19 protein-coding genes are annotated in these 18554 nt (G+C 40.2%); 3 read left to right on the forward strand and 16 right to left on the reverse strand.

Annotated features, from left to right (window positions below; genetic code table 11):
* Positions 1-51: 51 nt before the first annotated feature.
* From atpA to mnmE, 12 genes are all read right to left on the reverse strand, one after another.
* Positions 52-1593 carry a F0F1 ATP synthase subunit alpha gene (gene atpA / locus ABZP26_RS16360; protein WP_368485179.1) on the reverse strand — a complete coding sequence of 514 codons (1542 nt, stop codon included), beginning with the start codon at positions 1591-1593 and terminating at the stop codon, positions 52-54.
* Between the two features lie 14 nt (positions 1594-1607).
* On the reverse strand, positions 1608-2141 hold the full coding sequence (atpH, locus tag ABZP26_RS16365; protein WP_368485180.1) for a F0F1 ATP synthase subunit delta: 534 nt from the start codon (positions 2139-2141) through the stop codon (positions 1608-1610).
* Between the two features lie 16 nt (positions 2142-2157).
* Positions 2158-2628 carry a F0F1 ATP synthase subunit B gene (gene atpF / locus ABZP26_RS16370; RefSeq protein ID WP_013466265.1) on the reverse strand — a complete coding sequence of 157 codons (471 nt, stop codon included), beginning with the start codon at positions 2626-2628 and terminating at the stop codon, positions 2158-2160.
* Positions 2629-2669: 41 nt separating this feature from the next.
* Complete coding sequence (gene atpE, locus ABZP26_RS16375; protein ID WP_004335261.1) at positions 2670-2903, reverse strand: F0F1 ATP synthase subunit C; 234 nt, start codon at positions 2901-2903, stop codon at positions 2670-2672.
* 53 nt (positions 2904-2956) lie between these two features.
* Positions 2957-3814: a F0F1 ATP synthase subunit A gene (gene atpB / locus ABZP26_RS16380; protein ID WP_013466266.1), complete on the reverse strand. Its 858-nt coding sequence runs from the start codon at positions 3812-3814 to the stop codon at positions 2957-2959.
* Between the two features lie 15 nt (positions 3815-3829).
* Positions 3830-4210, reverse strand: coding sequence for an ATP synthase subunit I (locus tag ABZP26_RS16385; protein ID WP_013466267.1), 381 nt, complete (start codon positions 4208-4210; stop codon positions 3830-3832).
* A 142-nt stretch (positions 4211-4352) separates the two neighbouring features.
* On the reverse strand, positions 4353-5279 hold the full coding sequence (locus ABZP26_RS16390) for a ParB/RepB/Spo0J family partition protein (protein WP_058155429.1): 927 nt from the start codon (positions 5277-5279) through the stop codon (positions 4353-4355).
* 20 nt (positions 5280-5299) lie between these two features.
* On the reverse strand, positions 5300-6085 hold the full coding sequence (locus ABZP26_RS16395) for a ParA family protein (RefSeq protein ID WP_008112117.1): 786 nt from the start codon (positions 6083-6085) through the stop codon (positions 5300-5302).
* Positions 6086-6099: 14 nt separating this feature from the next.
* Positions 6100-6720, reverse strand: a complete 621-nt coding sequence (rsmG, locus tag ABZP26_RS16400) for a 16S rRNA (guanine(527)-N(7))-methyltransferase RsmG (RefSeq protein WP_008464169.1) — start codon at positions 6718-6720, stop codon at positions 6100-6102.
* 15 nt (positions 6721-6735) lie between these two features.
* Entirely contained in the window at positions 6736-8625 is a 1890-nt protein-coding gene (mnmG, locus tag ABZP26_RS16405) for a tRNA uridine-5-carboxymethylaminomethyl(34) synthesis enzyme MnmG (protein ID WP_368485181.1), read from the reverse strand.
* Between the two features lie 428 nt (positions 8626-9053).
* Positions 9054-9503 (reverse strand): flavodoxin domain-containing protein, encoded by a 450-nt coding sequence (locus ABZP26_RS16410; protein ID WP_024601476.1) that lies wholly within the window; start codon positions 9501-9503, stop codon positions 9054-9056.
* A gap of 960 nt (positions 9504-10463) precedes the next feature.
* Positions 10464-11828 carry a tRNA uridine-5-carboxymethylaminomethyl(34) synthesis GTPase MnmE gene (gene mnmE / locus ABZP26_RS16415; RefSeq protein ID WP_013466273.1) on the reverse strand — a complete coding sequence of 455 codons (1365 nt, stop codon included), beginning with the start codon at positions 11826-11828 and terminating at the stop codon, positions 10464-10466.
* A gap of 205 nt (positions 11829-12033) precedes the next feature.
* Between mnmE and ABZP26_RS16420 the strand changes: the two genes are divergently transcribed.
* From ABZP26_RS16420 to ABZP26_RS16430, 3 genes are read left to right on the forward strand one after another with little or no spacing between them, the layout of a single operon-like run.
* Complete coding sequence (locus ABZP26_RS16420) at positions 12034-14163, forward strand: TonB-dependent siderophore receptor (RefSeq protein ID WP_064663321.1); 2130 nt, start codon at positions 12034-12036, stop codon at positions 14161-14163.
* A gap of 9 nt (positions 14164-14172) precedes the next feature.
* The gene (locus tag ABZP26_RS16425; RefSeq protein WP_368485182.1) at positions 14173-15168 is read left to right on the forward strand and encodes a PepSY-associated TM helix domain-containing protein; all 996 of its coding nucleotides are present in this window, start codon (positions 14173-14175) and stop codon (positions 15166-15168) included.
* An 18-nt stretch (positions 15169-15186) separates the two neighbouring features.
* Positions 15187-15381, forward strand: a complete 195-nt coding sequence (locus ABZP26_RS16430; RefSeq protein WP_368485183.1) for a hypothetical protein — start codon at positions 15187-15189, stop codon at positions 15379-15381.
* A 54-nt stretch (positions 15382-15435) separates the two neighbouring features.
* Here ABZP26_RS16430 and yidC read toward each other — a convergent pair whose 3' ends face one another.
* From yidC to rpmH, 4 genes are all read right to left on the reverse strand, one after another.
* Entirely contained in the window at positions 15436-17070 is a 1635-nt protein-coding gene (gene yidC, locus ABZP26_RS16435) for a membrane protein insertase YidC (protein ID WP_368485184.1), read from the reverse strand.
* A gap of 8 nt (positions 17071-17078) precedes the next feature.
* Positions 17079-17354 (reverse strand): membrane protein insertion efficiency factor YidD, encoded by a 276-nt coding sequence (yidD, locus tag ABZP26_RS16440; protein ID WP_008467044.1) that lies wholly within the window; start codon positions 17352-17354, stop codon positions 17079-17081.
* Positions 17355-17480: 126 nt separating this feature from the next.
* Positions 17481-17906, reverse strand: a complete 426-nt coding sequence (gene rnpA / locus ABZP26_RS16445) for a ribonuclease P protein component (RefSeq protein ID WP_008467046.1) — start codon at positions 17904-17906, stop codon at positions 17481-17483.
* Positions 17907-17913: 7 nt separating this feature from the next.
* On the reverse strand, positions 17914-18048 hold the full coding sequence (gene rpmH, locus ABZP26_RS16450) for a 50S ribosomal protein L34 (protein WP_008112968.1): 135 nt from the start codon (positions 18046-18048) through the stop codon (positions 17914-17916).
* Positions 18049-18554 lie beyond the last annotated feature (506 nt).

The following is an 18554-nucleotide window of genomic DNA, read 5'->3' on the forward strand; positions in this document are numbered from 1 at the left end:
CTCCGAATCAAGGTGTGCTTTAAGATATAAAGCACACCATTAATAACTAAATTACCAAGTTTGCGTAGACTTGAACTTCTCTAGAAGTTCTTTAAGCTGCGCTTCGATCTCGGCGTTGTAGTTACCAGTTTCATTGATTTGAGCCATAAGCTCTGCGTATGTGCTATTTGCGTAAGAAAGTAAAGCCGCTTCGAAATCCATAATTTTAGCGATTTCGATGTCTTTTAAGTAACCTTTCTCAGCTGCGAATAACGACAAAGACATTTCAGCAACAGACATTGGCGCGTACTGTTTCTGCTTCATTAGCTCTGTTACACGCTCACCATGCTCAAGTTGAGCACGAGTAGCATCATCAAGGTCAGACGCGAACTGCGAGAACGCAGCTAATTCACGGTACTGAGCTAGGGCTAGACGGATACCGCCACCTAGTTTCTTAACGATTTTAGTTTGTGCAGCACCACCAACACGCGATACCGAGATACCAGCATTTACTGCCGGACGGATACCTGAGTTGAATAAGTCAGTTTCTAAGAAGATCTGACCATCGGTGATAGAGATAACGTTTGTCGGTACGAACGCAGAAACGTCGCCGCCTTGAGTTTCAATGATAGGCAATGCCGTCAATGAACCTGTTTTACCTTTCACTTCACCGTTAGTGAATTTTTCAACGTAATCAGTGTTTACACGTGATGCACGCTCTAAAAGACGCGAGTGAAGGTAGAATACGTCACCTGGGTATGCTTCACGGCCTGGTGGACGCTTAAGTAGCAATGAGATTTGACGGTAAGCAACAGCTTGCTTAGATAAATCATCATATACGATTAATGCGTTTTCACCACGGTCACGGAAGTATTCACCCATAGTACAGCCCGAGAACGGTGCTAAGTACTGAAGTGCCGCAGATTCAGAAGCAGATGCTACAACTACGATAGTATTTGCAAGTGCACCGTGCTCTTCTAATTTACGTACTACGTTAGCAATAGTAGATGCTTTTTGACCAACCGCTACGTACACACACTTAACGCCTGTGTCTTTTTGGTTGATGATTGCATCGATTGCTAGTGCAGTTTTACCTGTTTGGCGGTCACCGATAACAAGCTCACGCTGACCACGACCAACTGGGATCATAGCATCGATAGATTTGTAACCAGTTTGCACTGGCTCATCTACTGATTGACGCTCGATTACACCTGGTGCAATTTTTTCTACAGGTTCATAACCGTCGTTATCTAAAGCGCCTTTACCATCGATAGGAGCACCTAGTGTGTTAACAACACGACCAAGTAGACCCGCACCAACAGGCACTTCTAAAATACGACCAGTTGTGTATACTTTTACGCCTTCTGTAAGGTCAGCGTAAGGACCCATTACTACTGCACCAATTGAGTCGCGCTCAAGGTTTAGTGCGATAGCATAACGGTTGCCAGGAAGCTCAATCATCTCACCTTGCATACAGTCAGCTAGACCGTGGATGCGAATGATACCGTCAGTAACAGATACAATTGTACCTTCGTTACGAGCTTCACTTACAACTTCGAACTTCTCAATACGTTGTTTGATCAGATCTGAAATTTCAGTGGAATTAAGTTGCATGCTCTTTTTCCCAATTACGATTGTAGTGTTGTGGCTAAGCGATTTAATTTACCGCGTAAAGAGCCGTCAATTACAGTGTCGCCTGCCTTGATAATAAGGCCGCCAACAACTGTAGCGTCTTCACTACAATTCAGCTTAACTTTGCGTGCGAAACGTTTTTCAAGTGCCGCTACCAATGATTCTTGCTGCGCTGCAGCAAGAGGCGTTGCCGAAATCACGTCAATATCGATTTCTTTGTCATAGTCTGCTTTTAAAGCATAAAATAAATGAGCAACTTCAGGTAGTGCAATCAAACGTCCATTTTCAGCCATCACCTTAACTAGGTTCTGACCTTGTTCGTTGAGCTGCTCACCACATAAGTTAATAAATAACTCAGCTTGTGCAGTAGCAGTAGGCAATCCAGCTAAAATGGTTGATGCCTGTTCATTGCTGGCAACGTGGCCAGCAAAGAACAACATGTCATTCCAACTTTCAATGGTGCCTTTTTCAACGGCAAGTTCAAAAGCCGCTTTAGCGTATGGGCGAGCGATAGTAGTCAATTCAGACATGCTCATACCCTCCTAATTACAGCTCAGCGACAAGTTTTTCAACGATGTCACTATGTGCGGCTTGATTGATTTCGCGCTCTAAAATTCTTTCTGCGCCAACCACAGCCAGAGTTGCTACTTTCTTACGTAGCTCTTCTGTCACACGGTTACGCTCTGATTCAATTTCAGAGTGCCCTTGAGCAATAATTTTTTCACGCTCTTGCTGACCACGAACAGTTTCTTCGTCAACAATTAGCACGGCACGCTTTTTAGCTTGTTCAATGATATCAGCCGCTTGAGCCTTTGCATCTTTAAGCTGTTCTGCAGCTTTGTGTTGCGCAAGTTCTAAGTCTTTTTCGGCTCTATCAGAGGCAGCTAAACCATCTTCGATTTTCTTCTGGCGAGCTTCAATTGCACCGTTTAGTGGTGGCCATACGTATTTCATACAAAATAATACGAACACCGTAAACGCAATTAATTCACCGATAAGAGTGGCGTTTAAGTTCACAACCGCTCCTCCTTAAATAGTAAGCTGTTCAAAAAATAAAATTAAAGTACGAACAACAATACCATCGCGATACCAACACCAATCATTGCTACAGCATCGATTAGACCAGCAAGGATAAACATTTTAACTTGTAGCGATGGTGCAAGCTCAGGTTGACGCGCACATGCTTCAAGGAATTTACCGCCCATGTTACCAAAACCGATTGCTGTACCGATTGCACCGAAGCCGATAAGTAAAGCTACTGCGATGTACTTAAGACCTAATACTAGTTCCATTTTTTTCTCCAAAGTTTCAATTGTAATTAAAAGTAAAAATTAAAAGTTATAAATTAGTGATTATCCGAACTTGCCATGCTTAGGTATACGATTGTAAGCATCATAAATACGAATGCTTGCAATACAATTACCAAGATATGGAATACAGCCCATACAAAGTGCAACGGTAGTTGCATTAAACCTATTGCACCGATAAGGATGAAGATTAACTCACCTGCATATAAGTTACCGAACAAACGCAGTGCCAGTGAAAACGGCTTAGAAACCAATGCGATAAGCTCTAGTAATAGGTTAAATGGGATTAAAAGAATCTGCATAGCTGTATTGTTTGAACTAAACGGATGAAGTGTTAGTTCTTTAATAAAACCGCCGATACCCTTTATTTTTATTGAGTAACCAATCATTAGAATGAACACGCCCAGCGCAAGTGCTGCTGTCATGTTGATATCTGTAGTTGGTACAATTTTCATGTATACGTCGTGTGAATCCATACCAAACGCAGTTTCGCCAACAAAGCCGGCAAATGCTGGTAGGAAGTCAACTGGGATTAAATCCATTAAGTTCATTAAGAATATCCACACGAATATTGTTAATGCTAATGGTGCAATTAGCTTACTTTTACCGTGGAAGGTATCGCGTACGTTGTCGCCAACGAACTCAACAACCATTTCAATGAAACACTGAAATTTCCCAGGTACACCCAGAGTTGATTTTTTTGCGGCACTACGGAAGATCCATAAAAATATTAGACCTAGTCCGATAGACCATGCGAGGGTATCTACATGCCATGTCCAGAAGCCACTATCCGTACATGCTTTATTGAAGGCAAGACCAGCGTCGGTCGAGCACATCTTAGCATTGGTTAAGTGGTGCTGAATATGGCTAGATAGAGTAACTTCTTCTGCAGCCATGTTATATCCCAAAAGTTAATGTTTAAAAAAAACGGGTGTAAACAATCCTGTAAACAACACCAACACATAAGCACAAAAGAAAGGTAATAAAACTACCGGATAAAGCTTTAGCATTAGTGCAAACAAAACGATTGTTAGCATAAATTTTAATCCGTTGCCGCGTTTCAACGAGGCATACGCTTGATTTGCTCGACTTGCACCCATATATCTGAATGCATAAAGCGCAAATACAAAGTTAGGAAGTACTGCGACAGCGCCACCAGCTAATGCTGAAAGTGCGGCATTGGTTTCCCAACCTATAAAAATTATTAGTGCAGCTAAAAGGGCTACAAATCCCTGAAGGCAAATTAATTTTAATGCGGCAAGCCTATACGGGCCTGCTAACTTATTAGTCACTTTTAATTAACCTTTATGACGCTCTAATTGTCAGGGTATGAAAACTGGCGAAATTATACTTAATCCTGCCAGTTTTGCAACTTGAGTAGGTGCTTTGTAACACAAAATCGCTGTAAATGTCCCTTTTTAGACATCCAATGAATTAATGGTGGGAATAGTCTTGATTGATACGGTTTAAAATACCGTCTAACTCGTCAAGATTAGTGTAAGAAATAACCAACTTCCCTTTGCCTTTTTTGTTGTAATTTATTTCTACTTTTGCCCCTAAGTTATCAGCAAGCTGTTGCTCTAACTGTTTAACATCTGGGTCTTTTTCTATTACTTCTTTTGCTGGAACAGGCTCTAAAATAGAACGTACTAGCTTTTCAGTTTCGCGAACGGTCAATGCTTTTGCAACAGCTAAACGGGCTGCATCTGATTGCACTTCACCTTCAAGTGCTAATAAGCAACGTGCGTGACCCATTTCAATGTCACCATGCTCTAACAAAATCTTTACATCGTTATTAAGATTATTTAAGCGTAATAAGTTAGTCACAGTCGTACGCGATTTACCAACTGCATCCGCCACTTGTTGATGCGTTAACTCAAACTCATTAAGCAAGCGATTAAGCGCTATCGCTTCTTCCATGGCGTTTAAGTCTTCACGCTGAATATTTTCAATTAGGGCAATAGCAACGGCCGCTTCATCGGGTACATCTTTAATAATACACGGTACAAACTCAAGCTTGGCAATTTGAGCCGCGCGCCAACGACGTTCACCGGCAATAATTTCATAACTGTTATGCGCAACTGGGCGCACAACAATCGGTTGAATTATCCCTTGTGAACGAATTGAACTGGCGAGTTCTTCAAGTGCCTCTTCAGACATGTCTTTACGAGGTTGGTATTTCCCTGAGTGTAAAAACTCGATGGGTAGTTTTTGTAATTCACTGTTGCTAGGCTGTGCCGCATTTTCAACTGCGTTTGTTACATTGGCGCTGTCGTGTTCCTTGCTTTCGCTTGGTGCAGGTTTAGATGAACTTAAAAGTGCATCGAGTCCTCGGCCTAAACCTCGTTTTTTAGCAGACATGTTATTTTTTTACCTCAAAGTTAGGCGACAACGGGAGTTGTTTTTTCTTTTCTGCGTAGCATTTCACCCGCGAGAGCTAAATACGCTTTCGCACCACTTGATGCTCGATCGTAGTACATTGCCGGTGCGCCAAAACTTGGGGCTTCTGCAAGTCGAACATTACGTGGGATCACCGTACGGTATACTTTATCGCCAAAATGTTGTTTTAATTGTTCTGATACATCATTTGCTAATCGATTACGCGGATCGTACATAGTACGAAGTATGCCTTCAATCTGTAAGTTAGGATTAACTAACTTAGCAAGTTGCGTAATCGTATCCATTAATGCAGTTAATCCTTCCAATGCATAATATTCACATTGCATAGGGACTAAAATAGAATCGGCAGCGGCCATGGCATTAACGGTTAACATATTTAAAGAAGGTGGGCAGTCTATAAAAATAAACTCGTACTGATCCTGAATTTTTTCAAGTGCATTGCGTAAGCGTACTTCGCGAGCAAATAATTCCATCAATTTAACTTCTGCAGCGGTCACATCGCCGTTTGCAGCAATCATATGATACTCGCCTGAGGTTTCTTTAATAATCACCTCATCAATAGGCTTATCTTCTATGAGTAAATCATAGATAGTAGGGACGTCACCATATTTGTCGACGCCACTGCCCATGGTCGCATTGCCTTGCGGATCGAGATCTATTAACAGCACTTTACGTTTCGTTGCAGCCATAGATGCAGCGAGATTAACGGCAGTGGTCGTTTTACCTACTCCGCCTTTTTGATTTGCTAATGCGATGACTTTTGCCACAGTGTCTCTGATCCCTAGTCTTTAGAAAGAATTATTAAATGTCGTTGTGCATCTAAATCGGGTACTTCTAATGCAATTTTTTGCTCAAACTTAACACCAGCAGGGAGTGAGTCTAATTCCTCACTTGGAAATACCCCTTTAAGTGCAATGAACTTACCTGAATGATCGATTAAGTGCGAACACCAGTCAATCATATCTTGTAACGATGCAAATGCACGACTTAGTACGCCATCTAATTTAACACTTGGTTGATATTCTTCAACTCTTGACTGCACAGGGGTCACATTATCAAGGCCAAGCTCATGTTTAACATGCATTAAAAAACGTACACGTTTACCTAAACTATCTAATAATACAAACTGCGTATCGGGTAAGGCAATAGCTAACACTATGCCCGGTAAACCAGGACCTGTGCCAACATCAATATAATGATGACCGGTCAAGTGAGGCGCAACAACTAAGCTATCCATTATATGTTTAACCATCATTTCTTGAGGTAAACGTACTGAGGTTAAATTATAGGCTTTATTCCACTTATCGAGTAATTCGACATAGCGAACAAGTTGTTGCTGTTGTTTTTGTGTTAGCGCAATATCAGTTTGCGCTAACAAAGTTGTTAATTGTTGCTGTAACACAATGTACCTTTACCGTTACGCAGTTTTGCGCAACAAGCCTTGCTTCTTCAGATACACTAATAATAGCGAAATCGCCGCTGGGGTGATACCAGAAATACGCGAAGCTTGACCAATAGTGTCTGGACGAGCATCAATTAGCTTAGCAACAACCTCATTTGATAAACCAGAGACGGTTTTATAATCAAACTCTTTTGGTAAAATTGTTTCTTCATGACGAAGCTGCTTATTGATCTCATCTTGCTGGCGTGCAATGTAACCTGCGTACTTAGTATGAATTTCAACCTGCTCTAAGGCGGCCTTATTGGTAAACTCAGATCCGAGTCCTTCAATGGCCATCAAGTCGTTATAACGCACTTCAGGTCGGCGTAATAATTCTTCTAAGCTGGCTTCACGCACAAGTGGCGTTTTAAGTAATTCATTTACTTGATCAACAACCGCATGATCTTTATGGATCCAGGTGTCTTTAATACGCTGTTTCTCTTTAGCGATCACTTCCATTTTTTCGTTGAATGCTTGCCAACGTTCATCATTAACTAAACCTAATTCACGGCCTTTTTCAGTTAAACGTATATCAGCGTTGTCTTCACGTAGTAACAAACGGTATTCAGCACGGCTAGTAAACATGCGGTATGGTTCTTTTGTACCCAGTGTTGCTAGGTCGTCAATTAGTACGCCAACATAGGCTTCATCACGACGTGGTGTCCACGATTCTTTGCCTTGCACTTGTAATGCCGCATTCATACCTGCGATCAGACCTTGTGCGCCCGCTTCTTCGTAACCGGTCGTACCATTAATCTGACCAGCAAAAAATAAACCATCAATAAATTTAGTTTCTAATGATTGTTTTAAGTCGCGCGGATCAAAAAAGTCATATTCAATAGCGTAGCCAGGACGACAAATATGTGCATTTTCAAATCCGGTGATCGATTGCACAATTTCTAACTGCACATCGAACGGTAAGCTGGTTGAAATACCGTTAGGATATAACTCGTATGACGTTAAGCCTTCTGGCTCTACAAATATCTGGTGCTTATCTTTATCAGCAAAACGGACAATTTTATCTTCAATAGACGGACAGTAACGTGGGCCTATTCCTTCGATAACACCTGAGTACATAGGTGAGCGATGTAAGTTTTTGCGAATAACATCATGTGTTTTTTCATTTGTGTAAGTGATGTAACACGGAATTTGTTGTGGGTGATCACTTTGTTTACCCATAAATGAGAATACCGGTGTTGGTGCATCACCTGGTTGTTCTTGCATTCTAGAAAAATCAACAGTGCGTGCATCAATACGTGGTGGTGTGCCTGTTTTTAAACGATCCACTCTAAATGGAAGTTCGCGTAAACGATCAGCCAATGCAATTGAAGGTGGATCGCCTGCACGGCCACCTTTAAAGTTTTCAAGACCGATATGAATTTGGCCACCTAAGAATGTGCCTACGGTTAGTACTACACTAGGAGCACTGAAACGCAGACCCATTTGGGTAACGACACCTGTTACACGGTTGTTTTCAACGATAAGATCATCACATGATTGTTGAAAAATCTTTAAGTTTTCTTGGTTTTGAAGTGTGTTCTGAATAGCCGCTTTGTACAAAGCACGATCCGCTTGAGCACGAGTAGCTCGTACAGCAGGGCCTTTAGAAGAATTAAGCGTACGGAATTGGATCCCGCCTTTGTCAATAGCCTGAGCCATTGCGCCACCAAGAGCATCAATTTCTTTAACTAAGTGGCCTTTGCCAATGCCACCAATCGCTGGGTTACAAGACATTTGACCAAGGGTATCCATATTGTGAGTCAGCAGCAGGGTATTCATCCCCATACGGGCAGCTGCCAATGCGGCTTCAGTGCCAGCATGTCCACCACCTACTACGATAACGTCAAAATTTTCGTGAAAAATCATTAATGGGATCCTACTTAAATCAAACCAGTAAACTTCAAAAGGGAGCGTATTCTACCTAGAAATTAGCAGAAGATAAATGATTAAACAGTGCTCAAGATCTAAGTAAGTGATCTCTAATAATATAAAGGATCTTTTAAAGAGATCTTTTAATACTATTACTACTACTGATCAGCTTTTCTGTTGATAAGCTTTAGATCATGATTAAAAACATATAATTAGATCGGATCTAAAGGTGTTAATATGATCGGATCTTCAGGCAAATAAGCTCTGATCAAAACAGGCTGTTATGCACAGGCCGATCAAGTCTCGATCTTATCCCATGGATAAGCATGGTTAAAAAAGCAGTTTAATCAGTGTTTATCCACAAAATATTTTAAATTATTAGTAAATTGTGGGTAACTTTATTTATAACTTTTTACTTGATCTTTCTATTTTAGACCTGTTTTTGCTATCCACGAGTCTAACCAAGCTAAGGCCGTATCTTCTGGAAGTGCTTCATCAAGAATATTCAGTTCTAACCGCGGTGCTAACTGTATCGCGCCTTTTTGGCTTAAAAGCGTATCTATATTACGCCCTGCAAGGTTATACGTGTCATAACTAGTATCACCTAAAGCAATGACCGTGTACTTTAAGTGCGATAAATCATCAACTTGAGATAACTCATCAACAAAGTTAATAAGGTTTTCTGGGTAATCACCCGCACCATAGGTTGATGTACAAATTAACCAAATGGTATTTTGCTGATCTATTTCACTAAATTCAGGTTGATCATGTAGTTGGGTATTAATACCTTGGCTATTAAGCGCATCGCTTAGTTGCTCGGCAACGTATTCTGCGGATCCCATTTGACTACCAACGATAAGATTTACTGAACTCATGAATATTTGTGATCACTATTAGTTTTAATTGCCGCCTATGATAGCCCAGTGAGTATAACAGTAAAGTTAAGAGTGCCATTTTGTATAACTATTTTTGTACTTATTTAAGCCTTCACTTAAATGTACTGCTTAACTACCTGATAATTAAAGGTTTAACAAAATATCTTTAAATGTAATCTTCTGATCAAGTTGTTGATAAGGTTGGGGAAAGCTCTGCTTAACTATCAATTAAAGTTGCAATTTTATTGCTAACTCATTGATTTTATATTTAGTATTTGCCACCAGCGATTGAAAATAAACGTATAGATGCTTGTTGATCTTAATGTGGATATAAAGCTTGTTGATAACCTTAAATTGGGATCGAAAATAATTTTAAAAAATGATCTATTTAGTCAGATCAGGCTAAATAACCATTATTATTTTTTATAAACAGCCCTTTTTTAATTAAATACAGCTTATTTCCCCATTTTAAAGACGTTTAATTCCTCGCTGAAGCAAAAAAACACGCAATTGTGGATAACTGATCTGCAAAAAAAATAAATTTGAGTGATCTAAAGTGAATATTTAACTGAATTTTGCTGGTGGTGTAGACGAACAAAACGTATTTTTTAGCTACGTTTTGTTTTTATGACTTGATCATTCCCCCTATTCAAACATGGATAACCAATGCTATAGCTTCACTTTTAGAGTGTTTAATAGGCATAACTACGGCTATTTTTTCTATAAATTAAGGCGTTCTAGCCGCTATTTGCTGTGATTATTAGCGTTGTTACATCTTTTATGTACATTATTAAAGGCAATTGAGGCTGATATAAGTGCAGCTTAAACTGTATTTGTAGTCTGTTTGGTTTTTAAAGTGGATTATTAAAGCACAGCTTGGTGAGTTGTTATTGTAAGATTAGGCATTAAAAAGGGCGCCTAAGCACCCTTAATAAATTATATCGTTACTTATTAATTCGACTATTTGCCGATACAGAACGAGCTAAATATTTTGCCAAGTAGATCATCTGAGGTAAATTCACCAGTTATTTCGTTAAGATACTGCTGCGTTAAACGCAGTTCTTCAGCCAAAATTTCACCGGCCACATGCATTTCTAATTGTGTTTTACCGGTATCTAAGTGGTAGGCTGCATGCTCAAGGGCATCTAAGTGACGACGACGCGCCATAAAGCCACCCTCTGTGGCCCCATCAAAACCAATACAGGCTTTTAAGTGCTCACGCACTAGTTCTATGCCGTCAGCATTTTTAGCACTTAAACTGATGACCGGATATTGTTGCTCTTGATCCATACCGACTACATCACCTGATAAATCGGCTTTGTTTCTGATCACGGTCACGCCCATACCTTGGGGTAACTTAGCCATAAATTCTGGCCAAATAGCATGAGGGTCGGTATCGGCTGTATCTGTACCATCAAGCATAAATAACACGCGATCGGCTTGGTTTATTTCATCCCATGCACGCTCAATACCTATTTGTTCAACGCGATCTGGGCTTTCACGCAGGCCTGCGGTGTCGATTATATGTAGTGGCATACCATCTATATGTATGTGCTCACGAAGTACATCGCGGGTGGTGCCGGCTATTTCTGTTACGATTGCCGCTTCTCGTCCTGCTAATGCATTAAGTAAGCTTGATTTACCTGCATTAGGACGACCTGCAATAACGACACGCATACCTTCGCGCATTATGCTGCCTTGTTTGGCTTGATTAGTAACCGCATTGAGTTGCTCAATAATGGCATTCAAATCCCCGCCGACTTTTCCGTCTGATAAAAAATCGATTTCTTCGTCAGGAAAATCAATAGCTGCTTCCACATACATACGTAAGTGAATGACTTTTTCTACTAGGGTTTCTATGTGCTTAGAGAATTGACCTTGAAGTGACTGTAGGGCGCTTTTAGCCGCTTGCTCACTGGTTGCGTTAATTAAATCTGCAATAGCTTCAGCTTGAGTTAAATCAAGCTTGTCGTTCATAAAGGCACGCTCAGAGAATTCACCAGGCTTTGCTAAACGTACACCGTCTATTTTACTTATTTCTTTAAGTAGCATATCAAGGACAACAGGGCCACCATGGCCTTGAAGTTCGAGTACGTCTTCACCGGTAAATGAGTGTGGGCCGGCAAAGTAAATTGCAATACCTTGATCAAGCTGATCCCCTGCAAGGTTATTAAAAGGCACGTAGTCGGCAAAGCGAACTTTAGGTATTTTGCCTACTATTTTCTCAGCGACTTGCTTTGCTAGGCTGCCTGAAACACGAATAATACCAACCCCACCACGTCCTGGTGCGGTTGCTTGTGCTGCGATAGTGTCTTGATTAATCATGCGTTTGAAATTGCCAATATGAAAGTGAATGCTGGTTTGTATTGTAACCTATGGCTTTATTTCATGCGAATAGCTGTATGTAAAAATGCGTCAGCAGATACATTTTAAGCATTTCATTATTTAGTTTTAATTAATAATCAGTTATTGAAAATGATAACTATATTCATTAGCATATGCGTATTATTTTTCTACGTACTTAAACTTTATGCGCTATTCTCCAGTTTTATTGGCTGTTCTAGTCAGTTTTTCAGGTTCTTCACTAGCTGAAAATCAAAATATTGAAAATGAAATAGAAACTATTGATGTTGTTGGCCGTGCTTTTTCTTTATACAGACCAACAGAATCCAGTTTTGGGACTCGCACAAATACCCCAATTGAGAAAATCCCGCAGTCCATTCAAATTCTTCCCCAAGCGTTAATTAACGATCAGGCTGCACGTCAAATTACCGATTTATATAGCAATATTGCAGGGGTTAACGCATTTAGTTATTCCGGGGTGACGTTTCGTGGTTTTCGCCAAGATGAGATCTTATACGATGGTGTAAAAGGCGACCCATTTAATGGTTTTGCTGTCCCACAGTTATTTAATATTGAACAAGTTGCCGTATTAAAAGGCCCTGCGGGCGCTATTTATGGTAGCGGAAACCCTGGCGGCATTATTAATTATGTAACTAAAAAGCCAAAGTTTACCGATGAGCACAGCATTGAAGTTGAAGTAGGTAATGATGACTTTTTCAGTGGGGCAATACAAAGTACTGGTACGCTAAGTGAATCGCTCGATAACCATGCGTACCGTGTTGGTTTATATCGTGATTCAGAAAATCCATTTCGTACTAATACCAGTAGCGATAACACCATTGTTGATCTTGGTTATACTTGGTTAATTAATAGTGCGACAGAGCTGACTACGCAATACACTTTTATTGAGCAAGAATTAGGTGGTGCACGTTTACGCGGTGTCCCCGCTGATGATAATGGCCAATTTATTACAGATATTAGCTGGAATCATAATGAAGCGACTGACTTTCAAAATGTTGAAGCCCATGTTTATCAAGCTACTTTAAAGCACGATATTAATGATATTTGGCGAACGGATATTACGGCTCGTTATTTCGATAATAAAGAAGTGCAAAACTATCATGAACCGAAAGGACTCGATGATACAGATGGCGATGGTGTGCTTGATTGGAGTGATCGAGAGTTTCGTGATCAAGTTCGTGAGAATGAAGGTTTTAGTTTAACGGCTAATGCGGTTGCGGAGTTTGTATTGGCTGATATGCAACATCAAGTATTACTGGGTAGTGATTGGTATGAGCATAGCTTTGAAAGTGTTTATCGTACGGCAAAGCAACAGAGTCAAGGTGGGCCTGTACCCGGGCTTGATCTTTACAACCCTGAGTATGGTCTTACAGCGGCTGATGATTATAATTTAGATAGCATAACACCACGGTTAGGTCGAACGAATAGCACTCGTTTTGGTGCTTATGTTCAAGATCAGCTCGATATTACCACTAATTGGAGTATCACCGCAGGGTTAAGATATGATCGCTTTGAAGATAAAGACGAGTTAAATCAAACTGAGTTTTCAGATAGTGATGTGACTTATCGTGTGGGTACAACTTACAACATTAACGATACTTTCTACCCCTATGCTTTATACGGTACGGGCTTTGTTCCACAAAGTGCAAGTGATCAAGAAACGGCAAAGGGTGGGCCATTTTCTCCAGAAACAAGCCGTATCAATGAAGTTGGTTTAAAAAGTAAACTGCTTGATGATAGCTTGGCAGTTAATTTGGCTGCTTACAATATTGTTCGTGAAAATATCCTCCAAGCAAGCTTATTAGGTGATGTGGCTGGCGATGGTGTTGACGATCTGGTGGCTGTAGGTGAAGTAGAAAGTAAAGGATTTGAAATTGAAGTGGTTGGTGATATTACCGAGCGATGGGTTGTGACCGCTAACTATGCCTATAATGATACCCGTATCACTAAAGCGAATGAAAGCATTCGTAATCAAATCCCTGATAGTGATAAGTTTGCTAATGCCCCACAAAATACAGTGGGCATTTGGACACGCTACGAGCTTCCTCGCTTATCTTCCTCTATTTCTGCCGGTTTAGACTATGTTGACGAACAGCTAAGCTTAGGTGGTCAACAAGTTAAGCCTTACACTATTTATAATATGGCATGGCAAACCACAGTAGATAATTGGCAGTGGCAATTGTCGGTTAAAAATTTGTTTGATAAAGAATATGCTAGTAGTGGCTTTATTGAACGTACAGGGCACTTCCCAGGTGAACCTCGCCGTATTTATCTTAGTGCTAAATACAGCTTTTAAAGGTGGCGTGTGAACGCTAAACAATGGTTTAATCTGCATTCATGGGCAGGGCTCTTTGTTGGTGTCCTGCTTTTTGTTGTTTGTTTATCTGGTACACTTGCGACGCTAAGTCATGAAATTGAATACCTGACAGACAGTAAGTATCGTGCGTTAACGTCCTCTTCAATCACCAACTATCAAGCCATTGAAAATACCCTCAACAAGCATTATTCAGGTGCACAAGTGTTGTATCTTCAGCGCCATAAGCAAGAGTACTTGGCTTTGGAAGTTGCACTAAAAATAGATGACGCATTTCGGTTTATTTATTTAGATGCAGCCACAGGGCATGTGTTAGGTGAGGGTGAATGGGCACGTGCTTCACGGTTTTTACGTAACTGGCACATGTATTTATCCATGGGCTGGATAGGTAAGCTAATTGTTACAAGCTTAAGTATTTTATTGGTTATTCTGCTGGTTTCGAGTTTTTATGTGTATCGTCGCTGGTGGCAGGGCTTTTTTAAAAAGCCTGCCCAGCTGGTTTTAGATAAACGTAATGGCTGGTCTGATTGGCATAAGTTTCTTGGGTTATGGAGTATGTGGTTTATGGCTATCATAGCCATAACAGGTCTGTGGTACCTTATTGAACATGGTTTGCAAACAGCGAAAATAAAGCATTATATTGCACCACCAGTCGCTGTTAGTGAATTTAAAAAACAAACACCCACTGTTAATGCAAAACCAATAAGCTTAACTCAGGCTTATAACGCTGCGCAGCAGGCATTTCCGACGCTTGATATTCGCTATATACGTTATGGTAATAAAAAGAATCAACCTATTGAAGTACGTGGCTATAACGATGATATTTTACTTCGCTTACGCGCCAATCGCGTGTATTTAAAGCCAACGACAGGCACAGTATTAGCAGTACAAAAAGGAGAGGATTTACCGCTTATTCCTCGTATTAAAGATACTGCCGATCCTTTGCATTTTGGTAACTTTGCAGGCCTCGGCACTAAACTTATTTGAGCGCTATTCGGCGGTTTTATGAGTTTTGTTAGTGCTGCTGGCATATATATGAGTTGGCTCAGAGTAAAGCGTAAAAAAACTGTTTTTGAGTGGTTAGGCATATCAGGTTACGTGGCGATAGGTTTAGCTATTTTCTCTCTGACAATAACGGGTGTGAGCTTTAGTGAGCGCAGTGTACCAAAGTCGCTTTATTCGCCTATTCTTAGTGAGTAAATTTCAGATATTAAAAAAGGCGACCGAGGTCGCCTTTTTTGTAGGTAAGGGGAGTTAGCCCCTTACTTTAATACCTTTCTTTTCCATGCCACGGTAGATGATTAACATCTGGACAATAGAGATAAGGTTAGACACTAACCAGTAAAGTACTAAACCAGATGGGAACCATAAGAAGAACACAGAAAAGATAACCGGCATAAAGGTCATCATTTTTTGCTGCATTGGATCGGTAACCGTCATAGGTTGTAGTTTTTGCGTTATAAACATACTCGCACCAAATAAGATTGGTAATACGTAGTATGGGTCTTTCGCAGAAAGGTCAGTTAGCCAAAGTACAAATTCAGCGTGACGAAGTTCTGTAGACTCTAAGAATACATAGAACAAGGCTAAGAAGATTGGCATTTGCAGTAAAATAGGGAAACAGCCACCCATAGGGTTTACTTTTTCTTTACGGTACATTTCCATGGTCGCTTGGCCGAATTTTTGACGATCATCGCCATACTTTTCTTTTAGCGCCTTCATCTTAGGCTGTAACGCACGCATTTTAGCCATTGAGGTGTACTGTGCTTTAGTCAGTGGATACATTAATGTTTTAACGATAATAGTGATGGCAATAATTGCTACACCCCAGTTACCTAAAATGCTGTGTAACCATTTTAATAGCACAAATAACGGCTGAGAGATAAACCATAACCAACCGTAATCAACGGTTAAGTCTAGGTCAGTGTGAATCGCTTCAAGTTTATCTGACTCTTTAGGGCCCATGTAATAAGTTGCAGTAAGTACTTGCTCACTACCAGCTTGAACATTTACCGCTTCGTCTTTAACACCAATAATAGCTGCGTTACTTTTAGTGATTAAACTATAAAGTGTATTCGCTTGATCTTGCATTGGTACCCAAGCACTTACAAAGTAATGCTGAATAAAGGCAACGTAACCACCTTGGGTATTAATGTTTAGGTTTTTATCGGCCATATCTGAAAAACTATACTTTTCGTATGGTTCCTCATCTGTACCGTATGCAGCCCCTAAATAGTTTTGATCAACCATGCTGCCTTTTTCTTGTACGGTACGCTTTATTTGTGTGTAAAGCTGTACTTGTACAGGCGCGCTGGTGGTGTTGTTAACTTTATATTCTAAGCCAACATCATACTGACCCTTTTTGAATACATAAGTCTTAGTAAAGCTTACACCGTTGCTGTCGGTAAATTGCAGTGGAACGCGAAGCTCATCACCTGTTAAGGTGTAAGAGGTTTGCTCTGATTGGTAAGTAGGACGACCATTTGCAGATGCATCTGGGCCATTTAAACCTATTAAACCACTTTGTGAAAAGTATTGTTTACCATCAAACTCACCAAGTAGCATGTAAGGAACATCACTGCCTTTGGTTTCTTTATAATTAATTAAGTCTGTTTCAACAATGTCACCGCCTTTGGTGTCAATTTTAACTTTGAACACGTCAGTTGTAATATCAATGACTGAGCGTTTAGATAAAGTAGTTGAAGCAGGTAAACCAGAGTCTGATGAAGCTGGAACATAATCATCTGATTCCGGTGAGTTTGCTTTTAGTGTTTGTGTAGTGGCACTAGGATCGGCTTTTGGCGTGTTGTAGTCATTATTCCATTCTTGAAATAATAAAAACGACACTAGCATTAGGCCGATGAATAAAAACGTGCGTTGCGATTCCATAACAGCTCTTATTTCTCGTGTTGGTGGTTAATACGGGTTAATTTTTCAGGAACGGGGTCGTCTCCACCTGAATGTAAAGGATGGCATTTTAATATGCGTTTAACTGCGAGCCAACTGCCTTTTACTGCACCATGCAAATTAATTGCTTGAATAGCGTAGCTAGAACAGGTTGGATTAAAACGACAATGCGGACCCAATAGCGGGCTAATCCACTTTTGATAACCGCGGATAAATAAAACTAAACAACGTGTTGGTAACGCAGCAAGTGGTTTAAGTAACCTCATGTTGTACATGCCCCTACGTTATGTTTAGTGAATAGATACCATGTATTTAAAGACTTACTTTAAGATTTTAAACGCATGATTAAAAGGTGAGCTAAAGATACCTTAATTAACCCTGTAATTCTATTGCTATTGAGTTTGTTTAGTCGATTTAGCTGATTTGTTTGGGCGTTTTTTAAATGGTGGCGGTTTAGGGGCACCGGGTTTGCAGCGTTCATTAATTTTACGCCACAACTTTGTTAGTTGTTTGGTTAATTCTTCATTGGACTGTTCATCAATGCCACTTTTTACCATCAACACAATATCTATATTATCGAGAGTATGTTGGTTTAAACGAAAACTTTCGCGAGCAAGACGTTTAATACGGTTTCGTTGACATGCCTTTTTTACACGTTTTTTAGCAACAGTAAGGCCTAACCTAGGTTTTGACTGGTCACTTGGTTTTGCTAATAAAGTAAAGAAAGGAGTTGCAGCCCGAGCGGGTTCATTAAATATGCGAGAGTAATGCGAGGGAGTTAACAGACGTAACTCCCTGCCAAAGCTAAAGTCTTCCACTTATAAATTAAGCAGAAAGAACTTTGCGGCCTTTAGCACGGCGACGAGCTAATACTTTACGGCCATTTACAGTTGCCATACGAGCACGGAAACCGTGTGTACGTTTGCGTTTTAAAACGCTAGGTTGAAAAGTTCTTTTCATAACAATCTCATCCGATCGGTTAAAGTTAAAACATCCTATGCAGGTCGCGATCCTGGCACAGGTGCCATTGCGAGCGCGAGATATTATAGATGAAGTGACGAAAAGTCAATCATAATAGAGCGCGTAAAGCATGTTTATTTATGATCAATTTTCATGATCCGATAGGATCATCATAAATAAGAAGTTTTCCACAGCCCCTGTATAAAAAGTGAATAAAAGCATGGGAAAAGTAAATTAGATCATAAATTATAGTCGCGATCTGCTGCCAGTTTTGTTATGATCTCTAATCAGGCTTTAAAATAAAAAGCTATTTAAATCAGTCTGTTATTATATTTATACATCGATATCAACAATTTTATAAAAATCAATCTTTTACTTGTGGATAAAGTGCATTCATAATAGTCGGTCTTGGGCTGCTTGTTGAGCCATTTAAACGCAATACAGGTGTGATTTTTGAATCATTATTGATGTGCGGGAATAAAAATTATATCTCTGGGAGTTTTACT

This window comes from Pseudoalteromonas sp. SD03, from assembly GCF_040937955.1.
In the GTDB taxonomy this organism is placed as follows: Bacteria; Pseudomonadota; Gammaproteobacteria; order Enterobacterales; family Alteromonadaceae; genus Pseudoalteromonas; species Pseudoalteromonas tetraodonis.